We start from the raw sequence: 21,989 nt of genomic DNA, 5'->3' as shown, positions 1-21,989 counted from the left end.
GTGGCCGACGAAGTCGTCACCGTGGGCCAGCTCGGCGCGCTCGGCCGGCTGCTCGGCACGGGCGGGCAGGCCAGGGTGTACGAGGCACCGCACCTGCGGCTCCCCGACGCGTCCGGCCCGCTGGTCTACAAGGAGTACAAGCCGGAGTCCAAGGCCCGGCAGGGGCCGCGGCAGCTGGTCAAGTTCCGCAACGGGCTGGAGCCGGCCGGCCGCGCCAAGCTGGACAGCTTCACCGCCTGGCCGCTGCGGGTCGTCGAGGACGGCAGTCAGGTCAGCGGGGTGATCATGCCGCTGATCGACCCGTCGTTCATGCAGCTGCGCACCCTGCCCGGCACGGGCACCAAGAAGACGTCGACGCGGGAGGTGCAGAACCTGCTGGTGCCGCCGCAACGGGCGGCGCTGGTCGGGATGCCGGTCGTCACGGCGCAGCAGCGCCTGACGATCTGCCGCGACCTGGCCGCCGCGCTGCACTGGCTGCACGCCATGGACCTGGTCTTCGGCGACCTCAACGCCCGCAACGAGCTCTTCCGGCTCAGCGGGCACCCGTCGGTGATGCTCGTCGACTGCGACGGCGTCCGGAAGAAGGGCACCATGGCCGAGGTCGCGCAGCTCGACGCGCCCGACTGGGACGCGCCGGAGGGGTGGCTGACCACCCAGTCCGACTGTTACAAGTTCGGCCTGTTCGTCCTGCGCGTCTTCAGCAGCGGCGACCAGCAGTCCACGACCCGCGACCCGGCGCGCGCCGACGCGGCGCTCGACGACGACGGCCGGCAGCTGCTGCGGGCCACCCTCAGCGAGGTGCCCGGCAGCCGGCCGCCCATCGAGGACTGGGGCTACTACTTCCGCTACCGGCTCACCGGCAAGCCGCCGCCGGCGGCCGACCCGGCCAGGACGGTGCCCCAGCCCCGCCCGGCGGCCGTCGTACCGGCGGCGAAGACCACCGCGACGACGGGATGGATCCGGGACAGGGTGACCGGCAGATGGACGCCGCTGTAGTGGCGCCGGCGTGCACCGTCTGCGGGAGCCGGCCGGTGCTGGCATACCGGCAGTCGCTGCACGGCGAGGTCACCTGCGCCGCCCACCCGGTCCTGGCCGAGTGCATGTTCTGCGCCCGGACCCACGCCGACCCGGCGCCACCGGGCTGGCGGCCCTTCGCCGCCGGGATGATGCGCTGCCCGACGTGCCTCGCCGACGCGGTGGAGACCCAGCAGGACGCCCGGCTGCACCTGCCGTCGGTACGCCGGCAGATGACCGACATCGGGCTGGAGCTGCCGGACCGCGTGCGGGTGCGCATCGTCAGCCCGGAGGAGGCCGCGGCGACCGCCGGGCTGGTGACGACGGGGGTCCTGCTCGGGCTCACGGAACAGACGACCGGCGGAGCGGAGGGGACACGGGTGACCGGGATCAGCATCGTCGCGGGCCTGCCGCCGACCTACTTCGGCCGCGCGGTCGCCCACGAGATCGGCCACGCCTGGCTCGCGCTGCGCGGCCGGGCCCCGGTCGACGACGTGATCGAGGAGGGCCTGTGCGAGCTCTTCGCCTACGCGTGGCTGCGGCGGCACGGCACCCCGATGGCGCTGGAGCTGCGCCGCCGGCTCAGCACCAACCCCGACCCGGTCTACGGCGGCGGGTTCCGCACGGTGCACCAGGCGGTGCGGCGGCACGGCGTCGCCACCGTCCTCGACCGGTTGCTGACGACAGGAGGCTTGCGGTGAACGGCCATGACCACGCGTGTGTCCCATCCCCGACCCAGCGGATCCGGGCACACGGACAGCGAGCTTCGGCCGGTCGCCCGGCCCTGGCGCACAAGCAGCGACCGGAGATCGACATGTGTGAGAACGAGACCGACGGCGGCCTGCCCTGCACCGCGCAGTGCCGGCTGGCCGGGCTGCTCGCCGGCGAGCTCGCCGCCGCCTGGGGCGCCGCCGTCGCGGCCGGGGCCGACCCGGCCGAGCTCTGCACCATCGTCGCCGAGCGGCTCAGCGCCGTCAACGACGACAGGGGTTGATCGCCACCCTCCGTTCTCCTGGCTTCTGCCGTCCGTGTCGCTACCGGGCGCCACCGCTTCGGTCCGACGTGCGGCGTCCGAGGGGGGAACTCGGCACTGGCCCGGCTGACATCGGCCGGTGGCGGAGGCACGATGGCGCAATGGCAGGCGATCGGACGGCCCGCGCGTTCGTCGGGCGTCGCACGGAGCTCGACCGGCTCCGGCATCTCCTGCGTGGCGCCGGCGGTCCCGCCGGCACCGGCACCGTCCTGATCGCCGGCGAGGCGGGCATCGGCAAGAGCCGGCTCATCAGCGAGTTCACCGCGGCGGCCGTCGCCGCCGCGGGGCCGGCGGGCAGGCTGCACGTGCTGTCGGGGGCGTGCATCAACCTCGGCGTCGGCGTGCCCTACGCGCCGCTGGTCGACGCGATCCGGCGGCTCGTGCGGGCGCACGGCGACGACTACGTGACGAAGTACGGCGGGCCGGCGTACACCGAGCTGACCAAGCTGATCGCCGGCCTGCCGGGCGGCGGGCCGGCGACCGGCGCCGCCGCCGAGCCCGTGTCGCAGATGCGGGTCTTCGGCGCGGTGCTGCGCATGCTCGACCATCTCGGCGCGAACGGCCCCACCATCCTCGTCTTCGAGGACCTGCACTGGGCGGACCCGTCGACCCTCGACCTGGTGTCGTACCTGGTGCAGTACCGCACGGACGAGCGGGTGCTGTTCGTCTTCAGCTACCGGCCCGGCCGGGACATCGAGGGCAGCCGGCTGATGGCGCTGCTGGCGGAGACCACGTTCAGCGCACGGGTCGAGCACATCAGGCTGCCCGCCTTCACCGAGACCGAGCTCGGCGAGCTGCTCGGCGCGTCCGTCGCCGAGGAGCTCGAGCCGGCCGTCGTGCGGCAGTACCACCGGCTCACCGGCGGCAACGCGTTCTTCGCCGAGGAGCTCATCGTCGACGGCCGGCTCACCGACCCGTCCGCGGGCCAGCTGCCGCACTCGCTGGAGCACCTGCTGCACTCGCGGCTGCACCCGCTCGGCGAGGACGCCAGGAACGTCGTCGACGCCGACGCCGTGGCCGGCCAGCCCGTCGGCTACGACCTGCTGGCGACGGTCTGCGAACTGCGCCCCCGCGTGCTCGACAACGCGCTGCGGGTCTGCGACGACCGGCAGATCCTGCAGCTGGACCCGCAGCGGCTGACGTACGACTTCCGCCACGCGCTGCTGCGCCAGGTGGTCCTCGACGACCTCGGCCCCGGGCACCTGCGCGAGCTGCACACCCTGCTCGCCGAGGCGCTCACCGCCGACCCGTCGCTCGCCACCGAGGGCAACCCGGCCGCGACGCTGGCCCACCACTGGTTCGAGGCCCGCCGCTGGCCGCAGGCGCTGCGGGCGGCGCTCGCCGCGGCCGCGGAGGCCGAGCGCAGCCAGGCGTTCCGGGTCGCGCAGAGCCACTACGAGCGGGTGCTGGACCGGCTCTGGCAGCTGGTCCCGGACGCGGCCGCGGTCGCCGGCACGACCGAGGACCGGCTGCTCGCCTCCGCCGCCGAGGCCGCCCGCTGGGCCGGCGACCTCGACAAGGCCCTCCAGCTGCTGCGCCGCGCGATCGACGGGGTCGACGCGGGCGAGCGGCCCGTCCGCGCCGGCGAGCTGCACGAGCGGCTCGGCCGGTACCTGTGGGAGCAGGGCGACAACGAGGCGTCGGTGGTCGCCTACCGCCGGGCCGACACCCTCCTGCCGCTGGAGCCGCCCAGCGCGGCGAAGGCCCGCGTGCTCGCCGCGCTCGCGACCGTCCAGCTGCAGTCCGGGCACTACCGGGACGGGCTGGCGGCGGCCCGCACCGCCGTCGGGCACGCCCGCAAGGCGGGGGCCCGGGCCGAGGAGGGGCGCGCCCTCAACACCGTCGGGGTGGCGCTGACCCTGCTCGACGAGCCCGACCAGGGCATCCCCGACCTGCTCTCCGCCGTCGCGATCGCCAAGGAGGTCAGCCAGCTCGAGGACCTGCACCGGGCCTACGGGAACCTGACCGTCGCCCTGGAGCACGCCGGCCGGCTGGCCGAGTCGGCGGCGGTCGCGCTGGACGAGCTCGACCGCTGCGAGGCGGCCGGGCTGCAGACCAAGAGCACCCGGGTGCTGGCCAACAACGTCAGCACCACGCTGGTCATGCTCGGCCGGTGGGACGAGGCCGAGTCGCTGCTGACCGGCGCGATCCGCGACCGGCCGGTGCGGGAGACCCGGTACCCGCGGCTCACCCTCGCCGAGATCCACGTCGCCCGCGGCCGGTTCGGCCGCGCCGCCGAGCTGCTCCGGGACCTGCGGGCCGACGCCGGCACGGACCCCCGGTTCCTCAGCCCGCTCGCCTGCTGCCTCATCGAGCTGGCGCTCTGGCAGCGGGAGCACGACGCCGCGGCCGAGGCCGTCGACCGCTGGATCGACCTGCTCAAGGGCACGGAGCACGTGCTGTCGCTGCTGCGGTTCCTGGCGAGCGCGCTGCGGGCGGCCGCCGACGTGCCGCGCAGCGAGGGGCGGCAGCGGCACCAGGAGGCGCTCGCCGGGCGGCTGGCGGCGCTGGAGCCGCTGCTCGACCGGGCCCGGCCGGCCGAGCCGGGGTCGGAGGTCGACGTCCTGGCGGCGCAGTGCCGGGCGGAGCTGGACCGTGCGCGGTCCGCCGCCACCGCCGGGCAGTGGGAGCGGGTCGCCGCCGGCTGGGCCCGGCTGGAGCGGCCCTATCACCGCGCCTACGCCCTGTGGCGCGCGGCCGAGGCGGCGGTGCGCACCGGCCCGAAGGAGACGGTGACCCGCTGGGCCGGCGACGCGAACGGGCTGGCCCGCGAGCTGTCGGCGAAACCGCTGATGCGGGCCGTCGAGGAGCTGGCGGGGGCGGCCGGCGTCGAGCTGGACCCGGTGCGGCCGGCCGAGACGTCCGACGTCCCGCCGCAGGCGGCCATTCCGCAGCAGCGGCGACCGGCGGTCCCCTGGGGGCTGACCGGCCGGGAGATGGAGGTGCTCGAACTGCTGACCGCCGGCGACACCAACCGGAAGATCGCCAGGAGACTGGGTATCGCCGAGCGGACCGTGGCGGTCCATGTCGGCAGCATCCTTCGGAAAGCGGATGTCGAGAACCGGCAGATGGCCGCGATGGCGGCACAACGGCTCCAGTTGTTCGCCGATTCGTAGGAGTAGGTGTCGCCCGATACCGGAAGTGCTTGCCCACAAGGGCGGTCCTGCGCAATACGTGAACCAACGTAGTCGTCGGCTAGTGACTGCCGCACCGCGCAGCCAATAACGTCCGGGGTGGATTTCTTCACCCACCTTGCTGAGGGGGCGTTGTGGCGCGGAAGGCATTGCTGATCGGCGCGCAGACCAACGGGCTCGCCGGAGTTGAAAACGACGTCGACGCGATGGCCGACGCGCTCTCGCGGCGGGAATTCGCCATTCAACGGTGCACCGGGGAAGCGGCCTCGCGGGCCGGGATTCTCGACGCCTACGAGCAGCTGATCGCCCAGACCGGCGCCGGCGACTCGGTCTTCGTCTACTACAGCGGGCACGGCGGCCGGCTGCTCGCCCCGCCGGACGAGCGGCACCCGTCGCGGCAGGGCCGGCCCTCGGTGCAGTTCATCGTGCCGAACGACCTGGAGAAGTCGACCGAGGGCGACTTCCGGGGCATCACGGCGGCCACCCTGTCGAGCCTGCTCGCGCTGCTCACCGGGAAGACGGACAACGTCGCGGTCATGATCGACGCGTGTCACTCCGCGCTGGTGTCGCGCGACGACTTCAGGGTCAAGGCCCTGCACTACCCGTACGAGTGGGCCGAGGAGCACGTCGCCGAGGAGCTCGACAGGTTCAAGCGCCTCGGCGGGCTCCCCAGGGACATCCTGGGCAGCGACCTCGCGGTGCGGCTGGTCGCCTGCGCGCCGGAGGAGGCCGCGTACGAGTACACGAACGCCCACGGCGTGCGGACGGGCATGTTCACCGACGCGTTCGTCCGGGCGTTGCGCGACGCCGGCGACCTGCCGGTGACCTGGTCGTCGCTGATGGACCGGGTGCGCCGGGAGGTCCTCGCGCTCGCCCCGGCGCAGCGCCCCGAGGCCGAGGGGGTCGCCGCCGACCGGGTGATCTTCTCCACCCGGGTCCCGGACGCGGCCGGCGCGCTGCGGGTCGTGCCGGGCGCCAACCCGGAGCGGATCTCGCTGCAGGTCGCACCGCTGCTGGGGATCCGGCTCGGCGACGAGTTCGCGGTCATGCCGGCCGGGGCGATGGAGGCCGACCCGGCGCACGCGGTCGGGTCGGCGGTCGTCGACCGGGTCGGGTCCCTGGAGGTGCACGCCCACGTGACCTTCGCCGGCACGTGGACCGCCGTGCCACCCGGGGCGCGGGCGTTTCAGACCCGCTCGTCCGAGCCGAGCCTGCCGGTCGGGATCCCCGACGACCCGCGGGCCGAGGAGCTCCGCCTGGCCATCGGCACGACGCCCCTGCTGCGACCGGCGGAGCGGGGCGAGGCCACCGTCGCGGACGTCGTCCTCGACGGCGCCGGCGGCATGGCGCTGCGGGACCGGTTCGGCCCGCTGCACCCGCCCCGCCCGGCCGGCGGCTCGCAGGCCGGCCTGGTCAAGATCGACCTGGTGCGGCTCGCCCGCGCGGCCCGGCTGCGCGAGCTGCACGACGACCCCAGGTTCGCCCTGGACGCGCGGATCAGCCTGGAGTGGGGCCGCGTCGTGGACGGCGCCGAGCAGCCGCTGCGCCACACCGGGGAGGTCCTGTACCGCGACGAGCGGGTCTTCGTGCGGATCGGCAACACCGGCGAGCGGACGGTCCACGTCGCGCTCGTCGACATCGGCGTCGGCGGCGCGATCAGCCTGCAGACCAGGTTCAGCCCGTCGGGCATCCGCCTCGACCCGGGGCAGTACTACCTCTTCGGCCTCGACGACATGACGGGGCGGCTGGAGGGTGTACCGCTGAGCTGGTCCGACGGTCTGGACACGAGCGCGGTGCGCCCGGAGAGCCTCGTCGTCGTGGCGTCGGACCGCCCGCAGGACCTGTCCGTGCTGGAGCAGGGCGCCGCGTACACCAGCCGGAAGGGCTACTGGCCGTCGCCGCTCGAGGAGCTTGTCCGTCAGATCGCTGTAGGGGGCACGCGCGACATGGTGAGGTCGTCCGGCCCGCAGATCCAGTACACCGTCCGCTTCATCGATTTCGACCTGAGCCCGGTGCCCGCACCGGTGGCCGAGGAGGTCGCCTTTGCGATCGACGACCGTCCGGACCCGGCGGCGCGGCTGTTCACGCCGTCGTTCACCGCGCGCGACGCGGCGCCCGAACGGGTGGCCGTCCGCCTCGGCGAGCTGGTCGTGCACCGCAACCGGGCCCTGTTCGGCGCCGACGTCCGGGTCGACGCCGTGGTCCTGACCGGCGGATCGCACCCGGGCATGCCGGTCTACACCGCGCAGACCCAGCGCTTCGCCAACGTCCGCGACGGCGACCGGCTGCCGTTGGACAAGCTGCTGGTCTACCACGGGCCGGCGACCGACTTCCTCGACATCGCGGTCTTCGTGTCCCGCGACTCGGCCGGAAGTCTCGAGCTCAGCGACATGATGCGCGCCGAGCTCGGCGACCCCGAGGTGCAGGGCGCGGCGACGACCCTGGCCGGCCTCGCCCTCGCCGCGCCGCAGGCGGCCCTCGCGGTCGCCGCGATCGGCGCCGGGGCCGTCGTCGTCAACGTCGCCTACAAGCTGCTGCGCCGGGCCGTCGGCGACAGCATCGGGCTCTACCGGACCTCCCTGCTGGCCCACGAAGGGTTCGGCGCGGGGCGGCACCCGGCCGACGGGACCCTGCGCCGCGCGCAGGACTTCTCGTTCTCGTTCACCGTCGAGGCAGTCGCCTGAGCTGCCCGGCGTCCATCGCAACGCTCCACCTTTCTGAGAGGAAGACCGTCATGGGCACCAAGCGGATCGTCATCGGCCAGCACGAGTACGGCATCCACGCAGACCAGTTCACCTCCGTCGTCCAGAACGTCCAGTCCGCGATGGAGAGCGCCACCACCGCCCGGCTGGCCCTGCTGGACAAGGAGGAGCGGCCGGTCACCGTGTACCTCAACGGCCGCGTCGCCGAGGTCGTCGTCGTGGACGGCGACGAGCTGGACCGCGACACCAGGCCGAGCGAGATCTCCTGAGGCTCCCGGAGCCGCTGCGCTCCCGAGGCCCGGACGCCGGGTGCGGCGTCCGGGCCCTGCCTGCGTGGCGGCTCACGCACCGGGTTTCAGCAGGCCCAGCCGCTGCGCCCGCAGGACGGTGGTCAGCCGGTCGGAGGTGCCCAGCTTGCGGTACACCTTCTCCTGGTGCTTGGCCACGGTCCGCTGCGACAGGCACAGCCGCTGGGCGATGCCCCTGGTGCTCAGGCCGCTGCCCAGCATCGTGAGGACCTCCCGCTCGCGGCGGGTCAGCCGGGTCTCGTCGGTGGCGTCGCCGGGGTCGGTGCGGTCGCCCAGCGCCTGGGTGACGGCCGCGAACGGCTCGGCGCCGGTGGCGGTGAGGGTCCGCAGGGCGGCCAGCTGGTCGGGCTTCATGGTGAACGCCCGGGCCTCGATCAGGCCGGTCGTCCGGCTCGCCTGCGACAGGTCCGGGGCCCAGCGCCACCGCCCCGACTGCCACACCAGGGTCCCGTCGGCGAGGGCGCTCGTCACCAGGGCCCGCAGCAGCTGAGGGTCGCCGCCGGACGCGGTGTGCAGCAGCCGCCGGGTGGTGGGCGCGACGGGGCCGTTCAGCACGTGGTGCACGAGCCGGGCCAGCACCGCGTGCAGAGGCTCCGGCTCCGGTTCGAAGGTCGGTCGAAGGGTCGTCATCTGCGTGCTCCTCGTCGCTCGAGAGGTACGCAAGAAGCCTCTCGACCTGCGGAGACGATCGATATCGGCAACGTTGACTAGGCGCCGGAACGCGATGACTAGTCCATCGGGGGAGAGGGGGACGGGACGTGTTCGCCGCCGGTCCACACCAGCCCGTAGCCGTGCCGGGGCACCAGGTCGTCGAAGACCAGCCGCAGCCCACGGCGCCCGTCCTGCCCGTCCCGGTCGTCCTGTTCCGCGTGTACGGCGTCGCCGGCGGTCCCCACGGCCGGGGGCTCCTCGCCGGCGCTGCCCGGGGGTGCCGCCTCCAGCCGGTGGATGCGCAGGCGGGTGCCGGGCGACAGGCGCACCTCGACCTCGAACCGAGCACAGGGCACCAGCGGCACCACCGTGTAGTGCGAGCCGGTCCTACCCTGCGACAGCCACGACTCGTGCGTGGCGGGCAGCCTCGCCGGACGGCGGCCCGCGGGCTCGGTGACGTCGACGGTCTCGCACGCCTCGTGCAGCTGGAGCATGCCGTCGCCCAGGTGCAGCACGGCGCGCAGCGAGCGCAGCCGCCGGCCGGCCGTCCCCCGGTGCTCCTGCCGGTTCAGGGCGGCCCGGACGACCAGGCGCAGCGCGTGGTCCATCCGCCGGCGAACGGTCCGCGGCGCGCACGACTGCTCCCGGGCCAGCCACTCGACCCGCTGGGTGAGGTGCCGGTGCTGGACGCCGCGCTCCAGCGCGAACGCCACCGCGGTCGTGCGGGCCAGCTCCGCCGGGAGGTCCACGACGTGCGAGCCCAGCCAGGTGAGCAGCCGGTCGCGGACGTCGCGGTCGCTGTCGGTCGGCTCGACACCGCACAGCGCGGCCAGCCGCTCGCCGACCCGGGCGCGCAGGTCGTGGCTGTCCAGCCCCCACCCCCGGCGGATCCGCACCAGCTCGCGCACGAGATCGTCCTCTGCGGACACCGGTCCCCCTCTCGAACTGCTCCCGCGAAGATTCGACGGGCGCCAGCGTAAGCCCCCATTCCGGCGCTCAGACCACGTCACTCTTCAATGTCCGCACTATTGCGCAGAACTTGGCCAGTACTTGTCCAATGAAAGGGTCGGGATATCGGGTGCCGGGACCCGTCCGATCGACGGACGGCAGAAAGCCGAAGGAACGTCATTGGATGCGGGTAGTGGGATCTTTTGCGTAATGGTCTTTTCCGGTGCGGGGGCGCTCGGGCACTGTTGCAGCATTAGCAGGCGAAAGGATTCTGAGGTGCCCGAATCGACGGAAACGGTGCGCGATCTCGCCCGCGTCGGCGAGCTGGCACACCGGGCGAGCGACACCATCGGCAGCAACGACTACACCGCCCTCACGGCCGGCGCCTACGACGTCGTCTGGCCGCTCGTCTTCGAACAGCACACCCGGCGCTTCGAGCTGCAGCGCGGACATCCGACGTGCGCCGCGTCGATCGCCGGGCTGCGCCCCGACTGCCTCGATCGGTTCCAGGACGACGTCGAGGCGGTGATGGAGGACCTCCTCCGCAACGCGAAGGTGCCGATCCACAACCTCGAAGGCTGGATCGTCCGCCGGCTCACCCCGGCGACCGTCGACGGCCACCGCCGCCGCCGGGGCGCCGTCGGGGCGCTCCAGCGTCCGCGGATGCCCGCCTGGCTCGCCACGGCGCTGCGCCACGACCCGTGGCACACGACGCTGGCCATCGAGATCCTCGTCTGGGTCGGCGTCTCGGCCACCGCCGGCACCGGCCTCTGGCCGCTGAGCGCGTGGGCCGAGCTGCGCTCGAAGGTCACGGGGGAGCCGCTCGGCAGCGAGCGGGCGGTCGCGGCGGACGTGGAGACCGTCCTCGCGGCGATGCGGCAGAGCACGACGTGGTACGCGAACTTCGTCGAGCGACCGCTCGGCAGAAAGCAGGCACCTGTGACGCCATCGCCCCGCTCGGACCCCGACTCGGCCGCCCTGTTCGAGCAGCCGCACCTGGCCCTCAGCGAGCGCCACGACAACGACGACGCCCGGCTCGCCGAGCTGGCGGCGGCCGCGGTCCAGGCGATCGACCGCCGGATCCGGGCCGGCCAGGACCCGGTCGAGGCGGTCGGCATCGTCCTGGACCTGACCTTCCGCTCCGGCAGCGGCGCCGAGGACCTGGACCTGGTCCCCGGCACCGGCGCGGACCCCGGCGAGCGGATCACGCTCCTGCTCGCCGACGAGACGGCGATGGCCCGCATCACCAGGGCGGTCCTGGACATCCTCGGCATCGACCTCCAGGCATGACCCGTCCCACCCGCGGCGGTGCGGCCGGACACCGGCCGCGCCGCCGCCGGAACACGTCCTCCACCCGCGGCTGACCCCCGGCCGTCCAGCGGTGTGCGGCGAAGGCGGCGCGGCCGGTTCGTCGGGTGGTGGGGCGTGGTGGAGATGGCGGCATAAACACGGCTGCCGGGACTCATGGAGGAGGACGGCATGCACGACCCGCTGGACGCCGGGTTCGTCCTCGCGCGCGGCGCTGTGCCGGCGGGGCTGCGCCGCTGTGCCTGGGACGTGCTGCTCCAGCGCGACGCGGCCGCCGCCCGGGCGGCCGCCCGCGACGCCGCCGGCAGTGCGCTGGAGATCGCCCGTCGCTGTCTCGTGGGCGACGACCTCGCCGCGGCCGTGCAGGCGCTCGACGTCGGGCGAGGGCTCGCGCTCTTCGCCGCCACGGAGTTCGTCGACGTCGCCGCCCGGCTCGACCGGGCCGGGCGGCCGGGACTCGCCACCCGCTGGCGGATGGTCACCGGCGGCGCCGGGGGCATTCCCGCCGACCTGCGCACCGCCGCTCGGGCGGCGCTGTCCGAGGACGGGGACGGCGACGGGGACGGCGGCGACCCGGCGCTCGCCGGCCTGCTCGACCCGCCGGGGCTGCCCGACATCCGCGCCGCACTCGCGGCCCTGGACACCGACGCGCTCGTCTACCTCGTGCCCGGCACCGACCGGATGCCCGGCTGGGCGGTCATGGTGCCGGCCGTCGGTCCGCCGAGCCTGATGGCGCTGCCGGGCCTGGTCCCCGACGCCGGCGTCGAGCGTCTGCTCGCCGCGGTCTGCGCACCGGACCCGGGTGCCGCCGCGCCGGGCGGCGAGGCCGTCGCGGGGAGCCTCGACGCGCTGTGCGACTGGGCCTGGGGGGCCGCCGTCGGGCCGCTCGTGGAGCGGCTCCTGCCGGCCCTGCCGCCGGCGGCCGGTGGACGGCCGCCGCGGGTGGTGCTCGTGCCGGTGAGCGACCTCGCGCGGGTGCCGTGGCAGGCGGCGCGGCGCGGCGACGGGACCCACGCCGTGCGGCTCGTGGCGTTTTCGCAGACCGTCTCGGCGCGGATGCTGTGCCGTTCGGCGGCGGCGTCCGCGGTGCCGCTCCTGCCCGTCGGCCTCGTCGTCGCCGACCCGCGGACCGGCGAGGGGACCATCGACCTGGTCGCGGCGCGGATCGGGGCCGAGGCCGTCCACCGCTCGTTCTACCCCGGCGCCCGCTACGTCGGCCGCCGACCCGACGGCACGACCAGCGCGTCGGGCGCCGGCACCGCCGCCGAGGTGCGCGACTGGCTGACCAGCGGCCGGCCCGGCGCCGGGGCGATGCTGCACCTCGCCTGCCACGGGGTCAGCCAGCCGGCGGCCGGCGACACCACCTCGCACCTCGTGCTCGCCGGGCCGGACGGGCGGCTCACCGCCGAGGAGCTCGTGGCGCTGCTGGCGAAGGTGCCGGACCGGGCCATCGGCCTCGTCGTCCTGGCCGCCTGCCGCACGGGCGTCGCCGGGCGCGGCCACGACGCGGCGTTCGGCCTCGGCGCCGCGTTCCTCGCCGCCGGGGTCCGCACCGTGCTGTCCACCCAGTGGAGCGCCCCCGACCAGGACACCTCCGTCCTCGTGTACATGTTCCACCACCACCTCATGGTCGAGCGCCGCCCGGCGTGGGACGCGCTGCGCCGCGCGCAGCTGTGGATGCTCGACCCCCGGCGCGAGGTCCCGCCGGCGATGCCGGAGGCGCTGACCCGCCGGCTGGCCGGCACGGACCCGGCGCGGGTCGCGGCGTGGGCCGGACTCGTCCACAGTGGGCAGTGACGGGGCGGGCGGCGCGATGGACACCCCGACGGACGCCCCGACCCTGCGTGCCCGGCTCGCCGCCCCGCTCGACCTCGACGCGCTGCGGTTCGTCCTGCTGGACACGGTGTCGGCCCTCGCCACGGAGGCGGCAAGCACCCCAGACCAAGCCCCAGACCAAGCCCGAGAGAAGGCGTCGGACCAGGCGTCGGACCAGGCCCCAGACCAGGCCTCAGACCAGGCCTCAGACCAGGCGTCGGACCAGGCGTCGGACCAGGCCCCGGACCGGGCCGCGGACGGGCCGGGCGCGCTGCACGTGCTGGCCGCCGTGCTGGTCGGGGCGGCCGTGGAGCCTCCCGCGGCCGGGGCCGTCGACGAGCTCGTGGGCCTGGCGACCACCATCGTCTACGGCGCCGAGGACGCGGACCCCGCCACGGCGGGCGTCGACCGGCTCGTCCTCGCCGTGGCCCACCTGCTGCGCGCCCGGCTGCAGCCAGGCGCCGGCGACGCCGACCGGGTGACCGCGGCCGGGCACCTGCTGGCCGCGGCCGAGCTGCTGCCCGCCGGTCACCCCGCCGCCGCCACCGTCGCCTCGGCGGCGCCCGCGTTCGTGGGGGCGGCCGGCCCGTACGCCGCCCGGCTCGCCGCCGCCCTCGCCCCCACCCGCACCGCCGGGGCGCTCCGGCCGGATGCACCGCCCTGACCCGACGGCCGCGGCGACCCGTCATTCGCCGCTGCGCTCGGCCCGCCGGGCCGGTGGCTGTTAACCTCGGTGTGCCATGGAACTGTCACCGCAGCAGCGCGACCAGCTTGCCCAGCTCCTGCGGGCCGAGCTCGGCACGCTGCGTGACGCCGCCGTGGCGTCGGGCGCGGACGCCGAAGCGGTGGCCGAGACCGTGGAGTCCCGCCGCCGCGCCCTGGAGGCCGACGCCCCCGCCGGCGAGCCCCAGGACGACGCCCAGGGCGACCCCCAGCCGTAACGGCTCACCCGGCCCGCCGCCGTCCATCGCGGCCGGGTGGTCCACGCCGCCCGTACCGGCGAGAAAACCCTCCATCGAGGTGCCCTCCATCCGTCCTGACTGACGGACATGCGACCGCGACCGGTCGCGGAGACGTGCTGCCGGAAGCGCTGTCCGTCAGGGATGCGGCGAAACGGGGTTCGACCGCAGAGAGGACGGCAAACCGTGACGCGAGGCGTATCTGCACGGGTGGCACTTGTCGCCCTGGCCGCCTGTGCCGGTGTATTCGCAGGCGCGGGGCCGGCGGCCGCGGAAGAGGGCGAGGTCAAGCCCATCGACGTCGTCGTGGCGGTGGACGAGTCGGGAAGTCTCCGCCCGGAAGCCGTCATACAGGAGAAGGCGGCCGCGACCACGATCGCGCTCGGCGAGCTGTCGGCGCAGTCGCGGGTGATCGTCTTCGGCTTCGCCAGCAGGGGCACGAAGCCCGCCGTCGAGTCGCAGCGGTGCGAGCTGCGGCCGGGGGCCGGCGCCGCCGACCGCGAGGCGATGGGCCGGTGCATCCAGCAGAACATCAACCTCCGCGCCGGCGGCGACGGCGACGACACCGACTTCGTCGCCGCGCTCAACCAGGGCATCTCCGACCTCGGCGGCAGCGACCGGCCGAAGGTGCTGTTCCTGCTCACCGACGGCCGGCTCGACGTGCGCGGCGACACCTCCTACGGGCCGAACGACACCGCCCAGCAGCAGCACGCCGAGGACCTGCTGCGGCGGCAGGTCCTGCCGAAGGCCAAGGAGCGCGGCGTCCAGGTGTGGCCGCTCGGCTTCGGCGGCGACATCGACCAGACCATGCTGGAGTTCTTCGCCGCCAACGGCGGCCGGGCGCAGTGCGACGGCCGGGAGGTCACGCCGAAGGCCACGCTGGTCCAGGACTCCGGCGGCGCGCGGCTGCTCAAGTCGATGCAGGAGGCGTTCGCCACCGCTCGGTGCGGCGGCAGCTCGTTCGCCGAGCCGACGACCCTGGACGGTGGCGGCGAGGTCACCCTGAAGGTGCCGATCCCCGCCATCGCGACCGACGGCACCATCACCGTCTACAAGGCCGACCCCGCCGTGTCGGTCACCTTCACCGACCCGGACGGGCGGAAGGCACCGAGCAGCGGCGAGGCCGACGGCTCGACCTTCGAGCTGGCCGGCAACAGCGGCACCGTCGAGGCGCTGCGGATCCGCAACCCGAAGCCGGGGGACTGGGCCGTCAAGCTCGTCGCACCCGGCGGGATGTCCAAGCAGCTGGTCACCGCGAGCGCGCTGTGGCAGGGCGTGCTGCGCTCGGTGTTCGTCCTCGACCCGCCGAGCCCGGCGCCGGGGCAGGCCTTCACCGTGTACATGCGCCCGCACACCCGCTCGCTGGAGATCACCGACCCGAAGATCCTGGAGGGGCTGACGTTCTCGGCGCGGCTCACCGGCGCCGGCGCCGACACGAGCGTGGCGCTGCTCGACGACGGCAAGGACGCGGACGCCAAGGCCGGCGACGCGATCTACAGCGCCTCGTTCCAGCTCCCGGCGAACGCCTCCGGGCGGTACACCGTCCGCGGCGTCGCCAGCGGCACGGGCGTCGCCGCCGACGAGCACTCCGAGACCTTCGAGCCCGGCAAGCCGACGGACGTCAACGCGCAGATCGCCTTCGACCGGGCTCCCGCGGAGGCGGGGTCGACCCGGTCCGGGGTCGTCCGGGTGACCAACCGCGGCACCGCGCCGAAGGAGGTCCGCCTGCTCGTCAAGGACCTCAACCGGAGCGGGTCGGTGTCGGTCTCCCCGGCCACGGCCGCGGCGGCACCGGGCCAGAGCGAGTTCAAGTTCAGCCTGGCGTTCGCGAAGGACGCCGTCGGCCCGTCCGGCGGCGTGCTGCAGCTCGTCGACGCCGCCAGCGGGGACGTGCTGACGAACACCCCGCTCGGCGTGACCGTCACCGAGCGCCCGTCCTGGCCGCAGCGGTACTTCTGGTGGCTGGTGGGCGCCGCGGTCCTGCTGGCCGCCGCCGCCGTCAAGGCCGCGCTGATGCTCGTCGCGCGGGTCCGGGGGCAGGACGTCAGGGGGCTGCAGTTCGCGCTGTACCGCGGCAACCAGCAGCAAGGAGGCGTGCTGGGGCCCGAGCCCGAACACCGCTCGAACCGGTTCGACTTCGACATCCTCGTGCCCCAGGACCATCGCGACCCGGCGGGCCTGCGGTCCACCAACACCGGCGAGGGTCCCTACACGGCGCGCCGCGGCGGCAAGAGCGGGGTGCTGCTGGAGCACCCCGGCGCCGGCAAGCCGCTCGAGCTCCTCACCGACGGCCCGGCGGTCGACCTGCCACACCTGCCCGGCGGCTACTCGATCGCGGTGCGGGACTCGGGACAGGTCCCGAAGCAGCGGGACTACGACCCGCCCCAGCACGAAGGCACCAGCCCCACCAACCGAGCGCCTGAATATCTCTAGGGGACCCCATGCATATCTATCACCCGGTCATGTTCGTAGGCCTCGGCGGCACCGGTTGCCGGGTCGGCGCGGAGCTGGAGCGCCGGCTCCGGGAGGAGCTGTGCGGCGCCGACGGTATGCGGCTGCGTGGCCCCGAGTACAACCTGCAGCACCTGCAGCCGTACGAGCTGCCGCACTGCCTGCAGTTCATCTACGCCGACCTGAGCCAGGAGGAGCTCAGCCAGCTCCGCCGCCGTTCGGTGCCGAACGAGTCCTACGCGGACGTGGCGAGCAAGACCGCCTCCTACGCGTACGACCTGCTGCCGCCGTTCGAGAGCTACCCGCAGGTCGCCCGGAACCTGCGGATCCAGGCCCCGGACTTCGTGGAGAGCTGGCTGCCGGGACCCGAGCGGGAGCCGATGGTGGTGCCGCTCGGGCTCGGCGCCGGGCAGCTGCCGACGGTGGGCCGGGCGGCGATCTTCGAGACCGTCTCGCAGAACATCGACGCGGTCCGGCACCCGATCACGCAGGCGATCGGCGCGATCAACACCTCGGCCGCGGACCTGCGGGTGCTCAACCGCGACCTGGAGACGGCGCTGCAGCCGGTCGACGTCTTCGTGGCGTTCTCGGTCGCGGGCGGCACCGGCGCCGGCATCTTCTACGACTACCTGCACCTGATCGACTCGGCGTTCGCCCGCGCGAACGTCAAGGCGAACATCTACCCGCTGGTGCTGATGCCGTCGGCGTTCGACGAGGGCCGCGGCGGCGGGATGGCCGCCTCGCTCAACGCCGGCCGGTCGCTGCTGGACCTGTTCCGCCTCATCGACGACCTCAACCAGGACAACCGCAACCACGGCGCGCTCAGCGCCGAGCTGGTCAGCCGCGGTCTGCACGTGACCTACCCCAACGAGGGCGACGTGCTGATGCGCCTGGGCGCGGCGCAGACCGCGTTCCTGTTCAGCAAGACCGCCGGCATCGACCGGGAGGACCTGCACCGCTCGATCGTCGCGCTGATCCTGTCGCTGGTCGGCCTGGAGCAGCCGAAGCAGGCCATCGGCGGGACCGACAGCCAGCAGTCCTTCGCCGCGACGTTCATCAACGGCAGCCACGAGCGGCAGCTGATCTCCAAGACCGGCATCGGCCAGCGCAGCGTCTCCACCAGCCTGGTCGGGTCGCTGACCGTGCCCTTCGACGACCTCGCCGACATGTTCGCCGGCCGGATGCTGGCCAGGGGCGTGCGGGAGCTGCTGCCGGCGCCGCCCGGGCGGGCCGAGTCCAACCTCGACCACATCCGCAACTTCTTCAACGCCTCCGGCGTCGGCGCCGTGTGGGCGCGGGAGGAGCAGCCGTTCCGCGAGCCGGCCGCGGTGCGGGGCGCCACCGACATCGTCAACATGCTGCGCACCCGGGTCAAGCGGATGGAGGAGGGCCTGACGGGCCTCGACCAGTCCCTCGCCCGGCGGTCGCCGGAGCTCGCCCGGGACTTCAACCCGGTCGAGGGCGCGCTGCACGTCCTCAACGAGATCGACCTGCTGCGGCTGAAGCGGGTCTTCTGCGGCGACTCCGCCCTCGCCGAGCAGATCGACAAGATGGGCGTCGAAGGGGTGATGGAGAACCGCCGGCAGCAGCCCGAGCCGCCGTCGCAGGACTGGCGCATCCAGGCGCCCCAGCCCGCCGCGATCAAGAACGGGTTCGGCGGGGTGATCCGGGTGACCGTCGCCGACCCCGCCGTGCGCAAGAGCATCGAGACCCAGAACGCCTGGTACCGCTACCGCACCAACCGCTGCTGGCACGCCGCCTGGAACGACCACCGCGCCCTCTGGCACCCGCGGGTCGACCGGTTCGGCCAGAAGCTGCGGGCGCTCGTCGACGCCCTCGCCAACCACGCAGGCAAGAGCGAGGAGGACTACAACCGGCGCGCCGACGAGCTCTACCGGTCGCGGGTCGGCGTCACGTTCCTGCTGCCGCTGCGGACCGAGCTGGAGCTGACCTACGAGCGGATGCTGCGCCGGCTCGCCGACCGGTACGCCGCGAAGAAGATCCGCCCGAACGCGACCGAGGGCGAGATCATCGCCGCGGTCCTCGGTCCCGACGGCTGGCGGGCGGCGCTCACCGAGAGCCTCACCCCCGGCCGCGGCCCGGAGCACGGCCTGCAGATCCTGCTCGGCCTGCTCAAGCAGCAGGTGGTGCAGATCCTGCGGGGCAGCGAGCAGCAGCAGGAGGAGGCGCCGCTGCTGCCGCACATGAGCCAGCTGCTGCGCGCCGCCGCGACCCGTGACGAGGCGGCCGTCGCGCACAACGACGTGCAGTGGTTCGTCTCGGCGCTCGCCGGCATGATCCCGGCCGCGTTCGTGCCCGAGGGCACCGGGAAGCTGGACACGCTCGTGGTGTACCCGGCCGGCGCGCCCGACGACGACGTCGAGCGGTTCCTGCGGGAGACGCTGAAGCTGCCGCACGGGCACAACGTCGCGCCGCCCGAGTTCCGCGCCGTGAACACCGAGCTGATCACGGTCGTGTTCGCCCGCGGCGGCATGGGCGTCACCGAGGTCGCCGAGGTGCGGCAGGTCCTGCTCGACTGGTCCCAGGCGGCGAAGGCACCGAAGCCGCAGCACTACCTCCCGTGGCGGCAGCGGCTCGGGTACGACCAGGACTGGCTCGCCACCACCGAACGGCACCGCGTGGAGATCCTCCAGCGGTTCCTCGCCGCGCTGTGGAACGGGCAGATCACGGTCAGCGGCGACCGGGACTCGCCGGCCGGGATCCAGGTCGTCACCCGCCGCGGCGCCCCCGCGTCCACCGGGATGGTCCTGGACCTGCAGCCGTTCGGCGCCGCCTCCTCGTGGGGCAGCCTGCTGCGCGCGTACGAGGAATGGACCCTCACCGACAGCAACGTGATCCGGCTGAACTTCTGCGAGAAGCTCATGGAGACCGCCCCGAACGGCCTCGCCACGATCATCGAGGACCCGGACCCGCTCTACGTGCACGTCGTCGACGTCGTCGTCGAGCGCGAGATCAAGATCCTCACGGACATGCTGGAGCGGCTGCCCGCCGGCACCCAGCCGTACTGCAAGCAGCTGCTCGGGTTCTGGCGGGACACGTTCTCCGCCGCCCGGCGCCGCACCTTCCTCGGCACCGCGCCGAGCGGCAACACGTTCGAGGAGCTGGAGCACACCGTGCTGACCCGCCACGTCCCGATGCCCGGGATGACGAAGCGATGACCACGACGACGCTGACGACGCAGGCACCGGAGAGCCGGACGCTCCTGGTCGACCTGCGCACCGAGTACGCCGCGCTGGCCGCGTGCCGCACCTTCAACGAGTACGTGCGGCAGCGGGGCGCCGGGCTGGACGGCGGCGTCCGGGAGGTCGACCTGAGCCGGGTCGTCGTCGTCGACCGGGCCGTCGACCTGCTCGCGCACAGTGACGCGCTGACCGTCGTGCGCAACGCCGGGGCCGTGCGGCACGTCGTGTGCATCGCGGTCGGGATGGCCGACGACGCCTCGGGCGTGCCGGTCCGGCTGCCGACGATCCTGCGCAACGAGGTCACGACCGTCCTGTGGGTCGGCGACGAGCACGGCATCACCTGGAACCCCGGCGAAGGGCCCGCGCCGGTCGTCGTCCTCGTCCCGGCCGGCGCCGGGTACAACCACCTCGACGACCTCCTCGAGGCGCTGACCGCGAAGGAGCTCTTCGACGAGGTGGCCGCCCGCGCGGCCGCCATGCCGTCGCGGGTCGCCGTCCCCGGGGTGCGGGTGGTGTCCAACCGCGTCGCCGGCGACGTGCTCGTGGCCGCCCAGCGGCGGGCCGTCGAGGCGATCGTCACCGGCGGCGACCGGGTCATCCCCGCCCAGCCGGGCGGCCAGGATCCGGTGGCCCTCGGCGGCGAGCTGGCCCGCCGGTTCGGGCACCCGGACCCGACCCAGCCCACCGGCGAGTTCGGGCACGCCCGCGGCGACGCCGAACGGGCCGCGCGGGCGCTCGGCGCGGCCCTCGCCACCGCCGGCCGCCCCTGGCAGCCGCTGCTGCCGCAGCGCGGACCCGGGATCCCGGGCCTGTTCCGCCGGTCCGCGGAGACGCTGCACACCTACCGCGAGGCGCTGCGGCGGCTGCTGCTCACCGGCGACGCCGGCCCCGACGAGCAGCGCCGGGCCAAGCTGCGGGCCGAGGGGGTCACGCTGCCGCCGCCGCCCGGCGGGCCGGCCACCGACCAGCCGGCCGCGGTCGACCAGGTCCTGCGCACGACCCTCGGCGGGATCGGGATGGGCCGGCCGCTGCGGCAGCTCGTCACCGAGATCTTCGAGACCGCCAGCGCGCTGCGCCCGGCCGGCAGCGCGGTCCGGGTCCAGTCCGTCGACCAGGCCTGCCCCGACCAGCGCCTCGCGGAGCTGAGCTCCGTCCCGGCGATGCCGGGTGGGTTCGGCAGCCCGCTGGTGCCGCTGCTGATGGTGCTCGCGCCGCTGCTCGCGCTCGTCCCGGCGGCCGGGTCGCCGCTCGGCCGCACCGTCGCCGCCGGGCTCGGCGGTGCCGTGGTGGCGCTGCTCGTCCTCGGCGCCGCACTGCTGCGCGGCCGGCGCAACCGGATCGGGCTGGTCCGCCGCGCCGCCGTCCGCGACGTCGCCATGGTCGCGCTGGTACTGGTGATCAGCGCGGCGCTGCCCGCGGTCGGCGCCGCGCTGCTGCTCAGTGGCGGCCTCGGTGGCGGTTTCGGCGACGACCTCGGCGACGACCCGCCCGTGCCGGCGCAGGTCGCCTGGGCCTGCGCCGGAGCCGGTGTGCTGCTCGCCGTCGCCGCGACCGGCCTGTGGTGGAGTCGCCTGGTCGCGGCGTGGCGGCTGCGGCTGCCCGCCGGCCAGCCCGACCGGCTCGTGCGGGCGCTCACCGACGTGTACGACGAGGCGACCGTGGAATGGGTGCTCACCGACGCCCGTACCCGCGCCTCCGACGCCGTGCGGACGCTGGGCAGCACGCTCGACTCGCTCGGCGACGAGCTGCTCGCGCACGGATCGGCGCTGGACGCCGGCCCGCAGGGGACGCCCTACACGGCGGCGACGACCGTCGGCGCGGTCAACGCGATCGTCCGGCACGACCTCGTCACCCTCACCGTCGACTGTGTGGAGCGCGGCGCCGCCGACATCAGGCGCGGCGAGCGTGACGGCGTGCCCGACCGGGTCGCGCAGGACGCCCGCGACCTCGCCACCGGCTACGACCGCTACGTGCGGCACGACGGCATCCAGCACCCGCCGCCCCGCTGGCCCGCGCGCGGCGACCGCGACCAGCTCGTCCTCACCTGGTGGCGCGGCCTGGACGACTTCCGCCGGGCGGCGCTGGACGACGGCCCGGTGCAGCAGCTGTGCGCCGACGACCAGCTGCAGCTGATCGGCAAGGACCCGGCCGGCGCGGTCGTCGTCGCGTTCGCGCCCGGCAGCGCCAAGGAGGCGATCGCCGACGCGGTCGACGGCCTGGACCCCGGGCGCCGGCCGCGCCCCGCCGAGCTGGTCTGGACGACCGCCGGCACGTCGGCCGGGATGCTGCACCTGGTGCCGCTGCGCGCCCGCGTCGAGTTCGAGCAGCTGGAGGCGACCGCATGAGCGGCCCGGAGCGCAGCGGAGGAGCTGCGAATCGGTATTGCAGGTGTGGCTCAGGCCGGCGCCGGAGCGCAGCGGAGGTGGCGGCATGAGCGGCCCGGAGCGCAGCGGAGGAGCTGCG

At 74.6% G+C, this 21,989-nt stretch carries 15 protein-coding genes; 12 read left to right on the top strand and 3 right to left on the bottom strand.

What is annotated here, in order from left to right; translation table 11 throughout:
* From AB0I21_RS33870 to AB0I21_RS33845, 6 genes are all read left to right on the top strand, one after another.
* Positions 1-996, top strand: coding sequence for a protein kinase (locus tag AB0I21_RS33870; RefSeq protein ID WP_360567274.1), 996 nt, complete (start codon positions 1-3; stop codon positions 994-996).
* A complete protein-coding gene (locus AB0I21_RS33865; protein WP_344511394.1) occupies positions 981-1,715 on the top strand; it encodes a protein DA1 in 735 nt (244 codons plus the stop codon). Before AB0I21_RS33870 ends, AB0I21_RS33865 begins: the two co-directional genes overlap by 16 nt.
* 113 nt (positions 1,716-1,828) lie before the next feature.
* On the top strand, positions 1,829-2,008 hold the full coding sequence (locus AB0I21_RS33860) for a hypothetical protein (protein WP_360567272.1): 180 nt from the start codon (positions 1,829-1,831) through the stop codon (positions 2,006-2,008).
* Between the two features lie 140 nt (positions 2,009-2,148).
* A complete protein-coding gene (locus AB0I21_RS33855; protein WP_360567270.1) occupies positions 2,149-5,163 on the top strand; it encodes an AAA family ATPase in 3,015 nt (1,004 codons plus the stop codon).
* 152 nt (positions 5,164-5,315) lie between these two features.
* Positions 5,316-7,865: a caspase family protein gene (locus AB0I21_RS33850; protein ID WP_360567268.1), complete on the top strand. Its 2,550-nt coding sequence runs from the start codon at positions 5,316-5,318 to the stop codon at positions 7,863-7,865.
* Positions 7,866-7,915: 50 nt separating this feature from the next.
* On the top strand, positions 7,916-8,152 hold the full coding sequence (locus tag AB0I21_RS33845) for a hypothetical protein (protein WP_344511402.1): 237 nt from the start codon (positions 7,916-7,918) through the stop codon (positions 8,150-8,152).
* A 72-nt stretch (positions 8,153-8,224) separates the two neighbouring features.
* On the opposite strand, the gene AB0I21_RS33840 is transcribed toward AB0I21_RS33845, so the two are convergent.
* Positions 8,225-8,821, bottom strand: coding sequence for a LuxR C-terminal-related transcriptional regulator (locus AB0I21_RS33840; RefSeq protein ID WP_360567266.1), 597 nt, complete (start codon positions 8,819-8,821; stop codon positions 8,225-8,227).
* A gap of 98 nt (positions 8,822-8,919) precedes the next feature.
* The gene (locus AB0I21_RS33835) at positions 8,920-9,771 is read right to left on the bottom strand and encodes a hypothetical protein (protein ID WP_360567264.1); all 852 of its coding nucleotides are present in this window, start codon (positions 9,769-9,771) and stop codon (positions 8,920-8,922) included.
* A gap of 295 nt (positions 9,772-10,066) precedes the next feature.
* On the opposite strand from AB0I21_RS33835, the gene AB0I21_RS33830 reads away from it, so the two are divergent.
* The 3 genes from AB0I21_RS33830 to AB0I21_RS33820 all read left to right on the top strand — a co-directional run bounded on the left by AB0I21_RS33830 (position 10,067) and on the right by AB0I21_RS33820 (position 13,577).
* Positions 10,067-11,080: a hypothetical protein gene (locus AB0I21_RS33830; protein WP_360567263.1), complete on the top strand. Its 1,014-nt coding sequence runs from the start codon at positions 10,067-10,069 to the stop codon at positions 11,078-11,080.
* A 189-nt stretch (positions 11,081-11,269) separates the two neighbouring features.
* On the top strand, positions 11,270-12,895 hold the full coding sequence (locus AB0I21_RS33825) for a CHAT domain-containing protein (protein WP_360567261.1): 1,626 nt from the start codon (positions 11,270-11,272) through the stop codon (positions 12,893-12,895).
* A gap of 16 nt (positions 12,896-12,911) precedes the next feature.
* Positions 12,912-13,577 carry a hypothetical protein gene (locus tag AB0I21_RS33820; RefSeq protein ID WP_360567259.1) on the top strand — a complete coding sequence of 222 codons (666 nt, stop codon included), beginning with the start codon at positions 12,912-12,914 and terminating at the stop codon, positions 13,575-13,577.
* A gap of 85 nt (positions 13,578-13,662) precedes the next feature.
* Here AB0I21_RS33820 and AB0I21_RS33815 read toward each other — a convergent pair whose 3' ends face one another.
* Positions 13,663-13,929: a hypothetical protein gene (locus AB0I21_RS33815; RefSeq protein WP_360567257.1), complete on the bottom strand. Its 267-nt coding sequence runs from the start codon at positions 13,927-13,929 to the stop codon at positions 13,663-13,665.
* A gap of 153 nt (positions 13,930-14,082) precedes the next feature.
* On the opposite strand from AB0I21_RS33815, the gene AB0I21_RS33810 reads away from it, so the two are divergent.
* From AB0I21_RS33810 to AB0I21_RS33800, 3 genes are read left to right on the top strand one after another with little or no spacing between them, the layout of a single operon-like run.
* Complete coding sequence (locus AB0I21_RS33810) at positions 14,083-16,305, top strand: vWA domain-containing protein (protein WP_360567255.1); 2,223 nt, start codon at positions 14,083-14,085, stop codon at positions 16,303-16,305.
* A 29-nt stretch (positions 16,306-16,334) separates the two neighbouring features.
* A complete protein-coding gene (locus AB0I21_RS33805; RefSeq protein ID WP_360567253.1) occupies positions 16,335-19,502 on the top strand; it encodes a tubulin-like doman-containing protein in 3,168 nt (1,055 codons plus the stop codon).
* Positions 19,499-21,871: a hypothetical protein gene (locus AB0I21_RS33800; protein WP_360567251.1), complete on the top strand. Its 2,373-nt coding sequence runs from the start codon at positions 19,499-19,501 to the stop codon at positions 21,869-21,871. The genes AB0I21_RS33805 and AB0I21_RS33800 overlap by 4 nt, the downstream gene beginning before the upstream one ends.
* Positions 21,872-21,989: the final 118 nt, after the last annotated feature.

Origin of the sequence: Dactylosporangium sp. NPDC050588, from assembly GCF_040654975.1 — a bacterium.
GTDB lineage: Bacteria > Actinomycetota > Actinomycetes > Mycobacteriales > Micromonosporaceae > Dactylosporangium > Dactylosporangium maewongense.
This window is presented reverse-complemented; position numbering and strand designations above follow the sequence as displayed.

Excerpts from the sequence above, each read along its gene's own strand:
- AB0I21_RS33840 (WP_360567266.1), bottom strand. The coding sequence starts at position 8,821 with ATGACGACCCTTCGACCGACCTTCGAACCGGAGCCGGAGCCTCTGCAC.
- AB0I21_RS33855 (WP_360567270.1), top strand. The coding sequence starts at position 2,149 with ATGGCAGGCGATCGGACGGCCCGCGCGTTCGTCGGGCGTCGCACGGAG.
- AB0I21_RS33865 (WP_344511394.1), top strand. The coding sequence starts at position 981 with ATGGACGCCGCTGTAGTGGCGCCGGCGTGCACCGTCTGCGGGAGCCGG.
- AB0I21_RS33825 (WP_360567261.1), top strand. The coding sequence starts at position 11,270 with ATGCACGACCCGCTGGACGCCGGGTTCGTCCTCGCGCGCGGCGCTGTG.
- AB0I21_RS33815 (WP_360567257.1), bottom strand. The coding sequence starts at position 13,929 with ATGGAGGGTTTTCTCGCCGGTACGGGCGGCGTGGACCACCCGGCCGCG.
- AB0I21_RS33800 (WP_360567251.1), top strand. The coding sequence starts at position 19,499 with ATGACCACGACGACGCTGACGACGCAGGCACCGGAGAGCCGGACGCTC.
- AB0I21_RS33845 (WP_344511402.1), top strand. The coding sequence starts at position 7,916 with ATGGGCACCAAGCGGATCGTCATCGGCCAGCACGAGTACGGCATCCAC.
- AB0I21_RS33860 (WP_360567272.1), top strand. The coding sequence starts at position 1,829 with ATGTGTGAGAACGAGACCGACGGCGGCCTGCCCTGCACCGCGCAGTGC.
- AB0I21_RS33805 (WP_360567253.1), top strand. The coding sequence starts at position 16,335 with ATGTTCGTAGGCCTCGGCGGCACCGGTTGCCGGGTCGGCGCGGAGCTG.
- AB0I21_RS33820 (WP_360567259.1), top strand. The coding sequence starts at position 12,912 with ATGGACACCCCGACGGACGCCCCGACCCTGCGTGCCCGGCTCGCCGCC.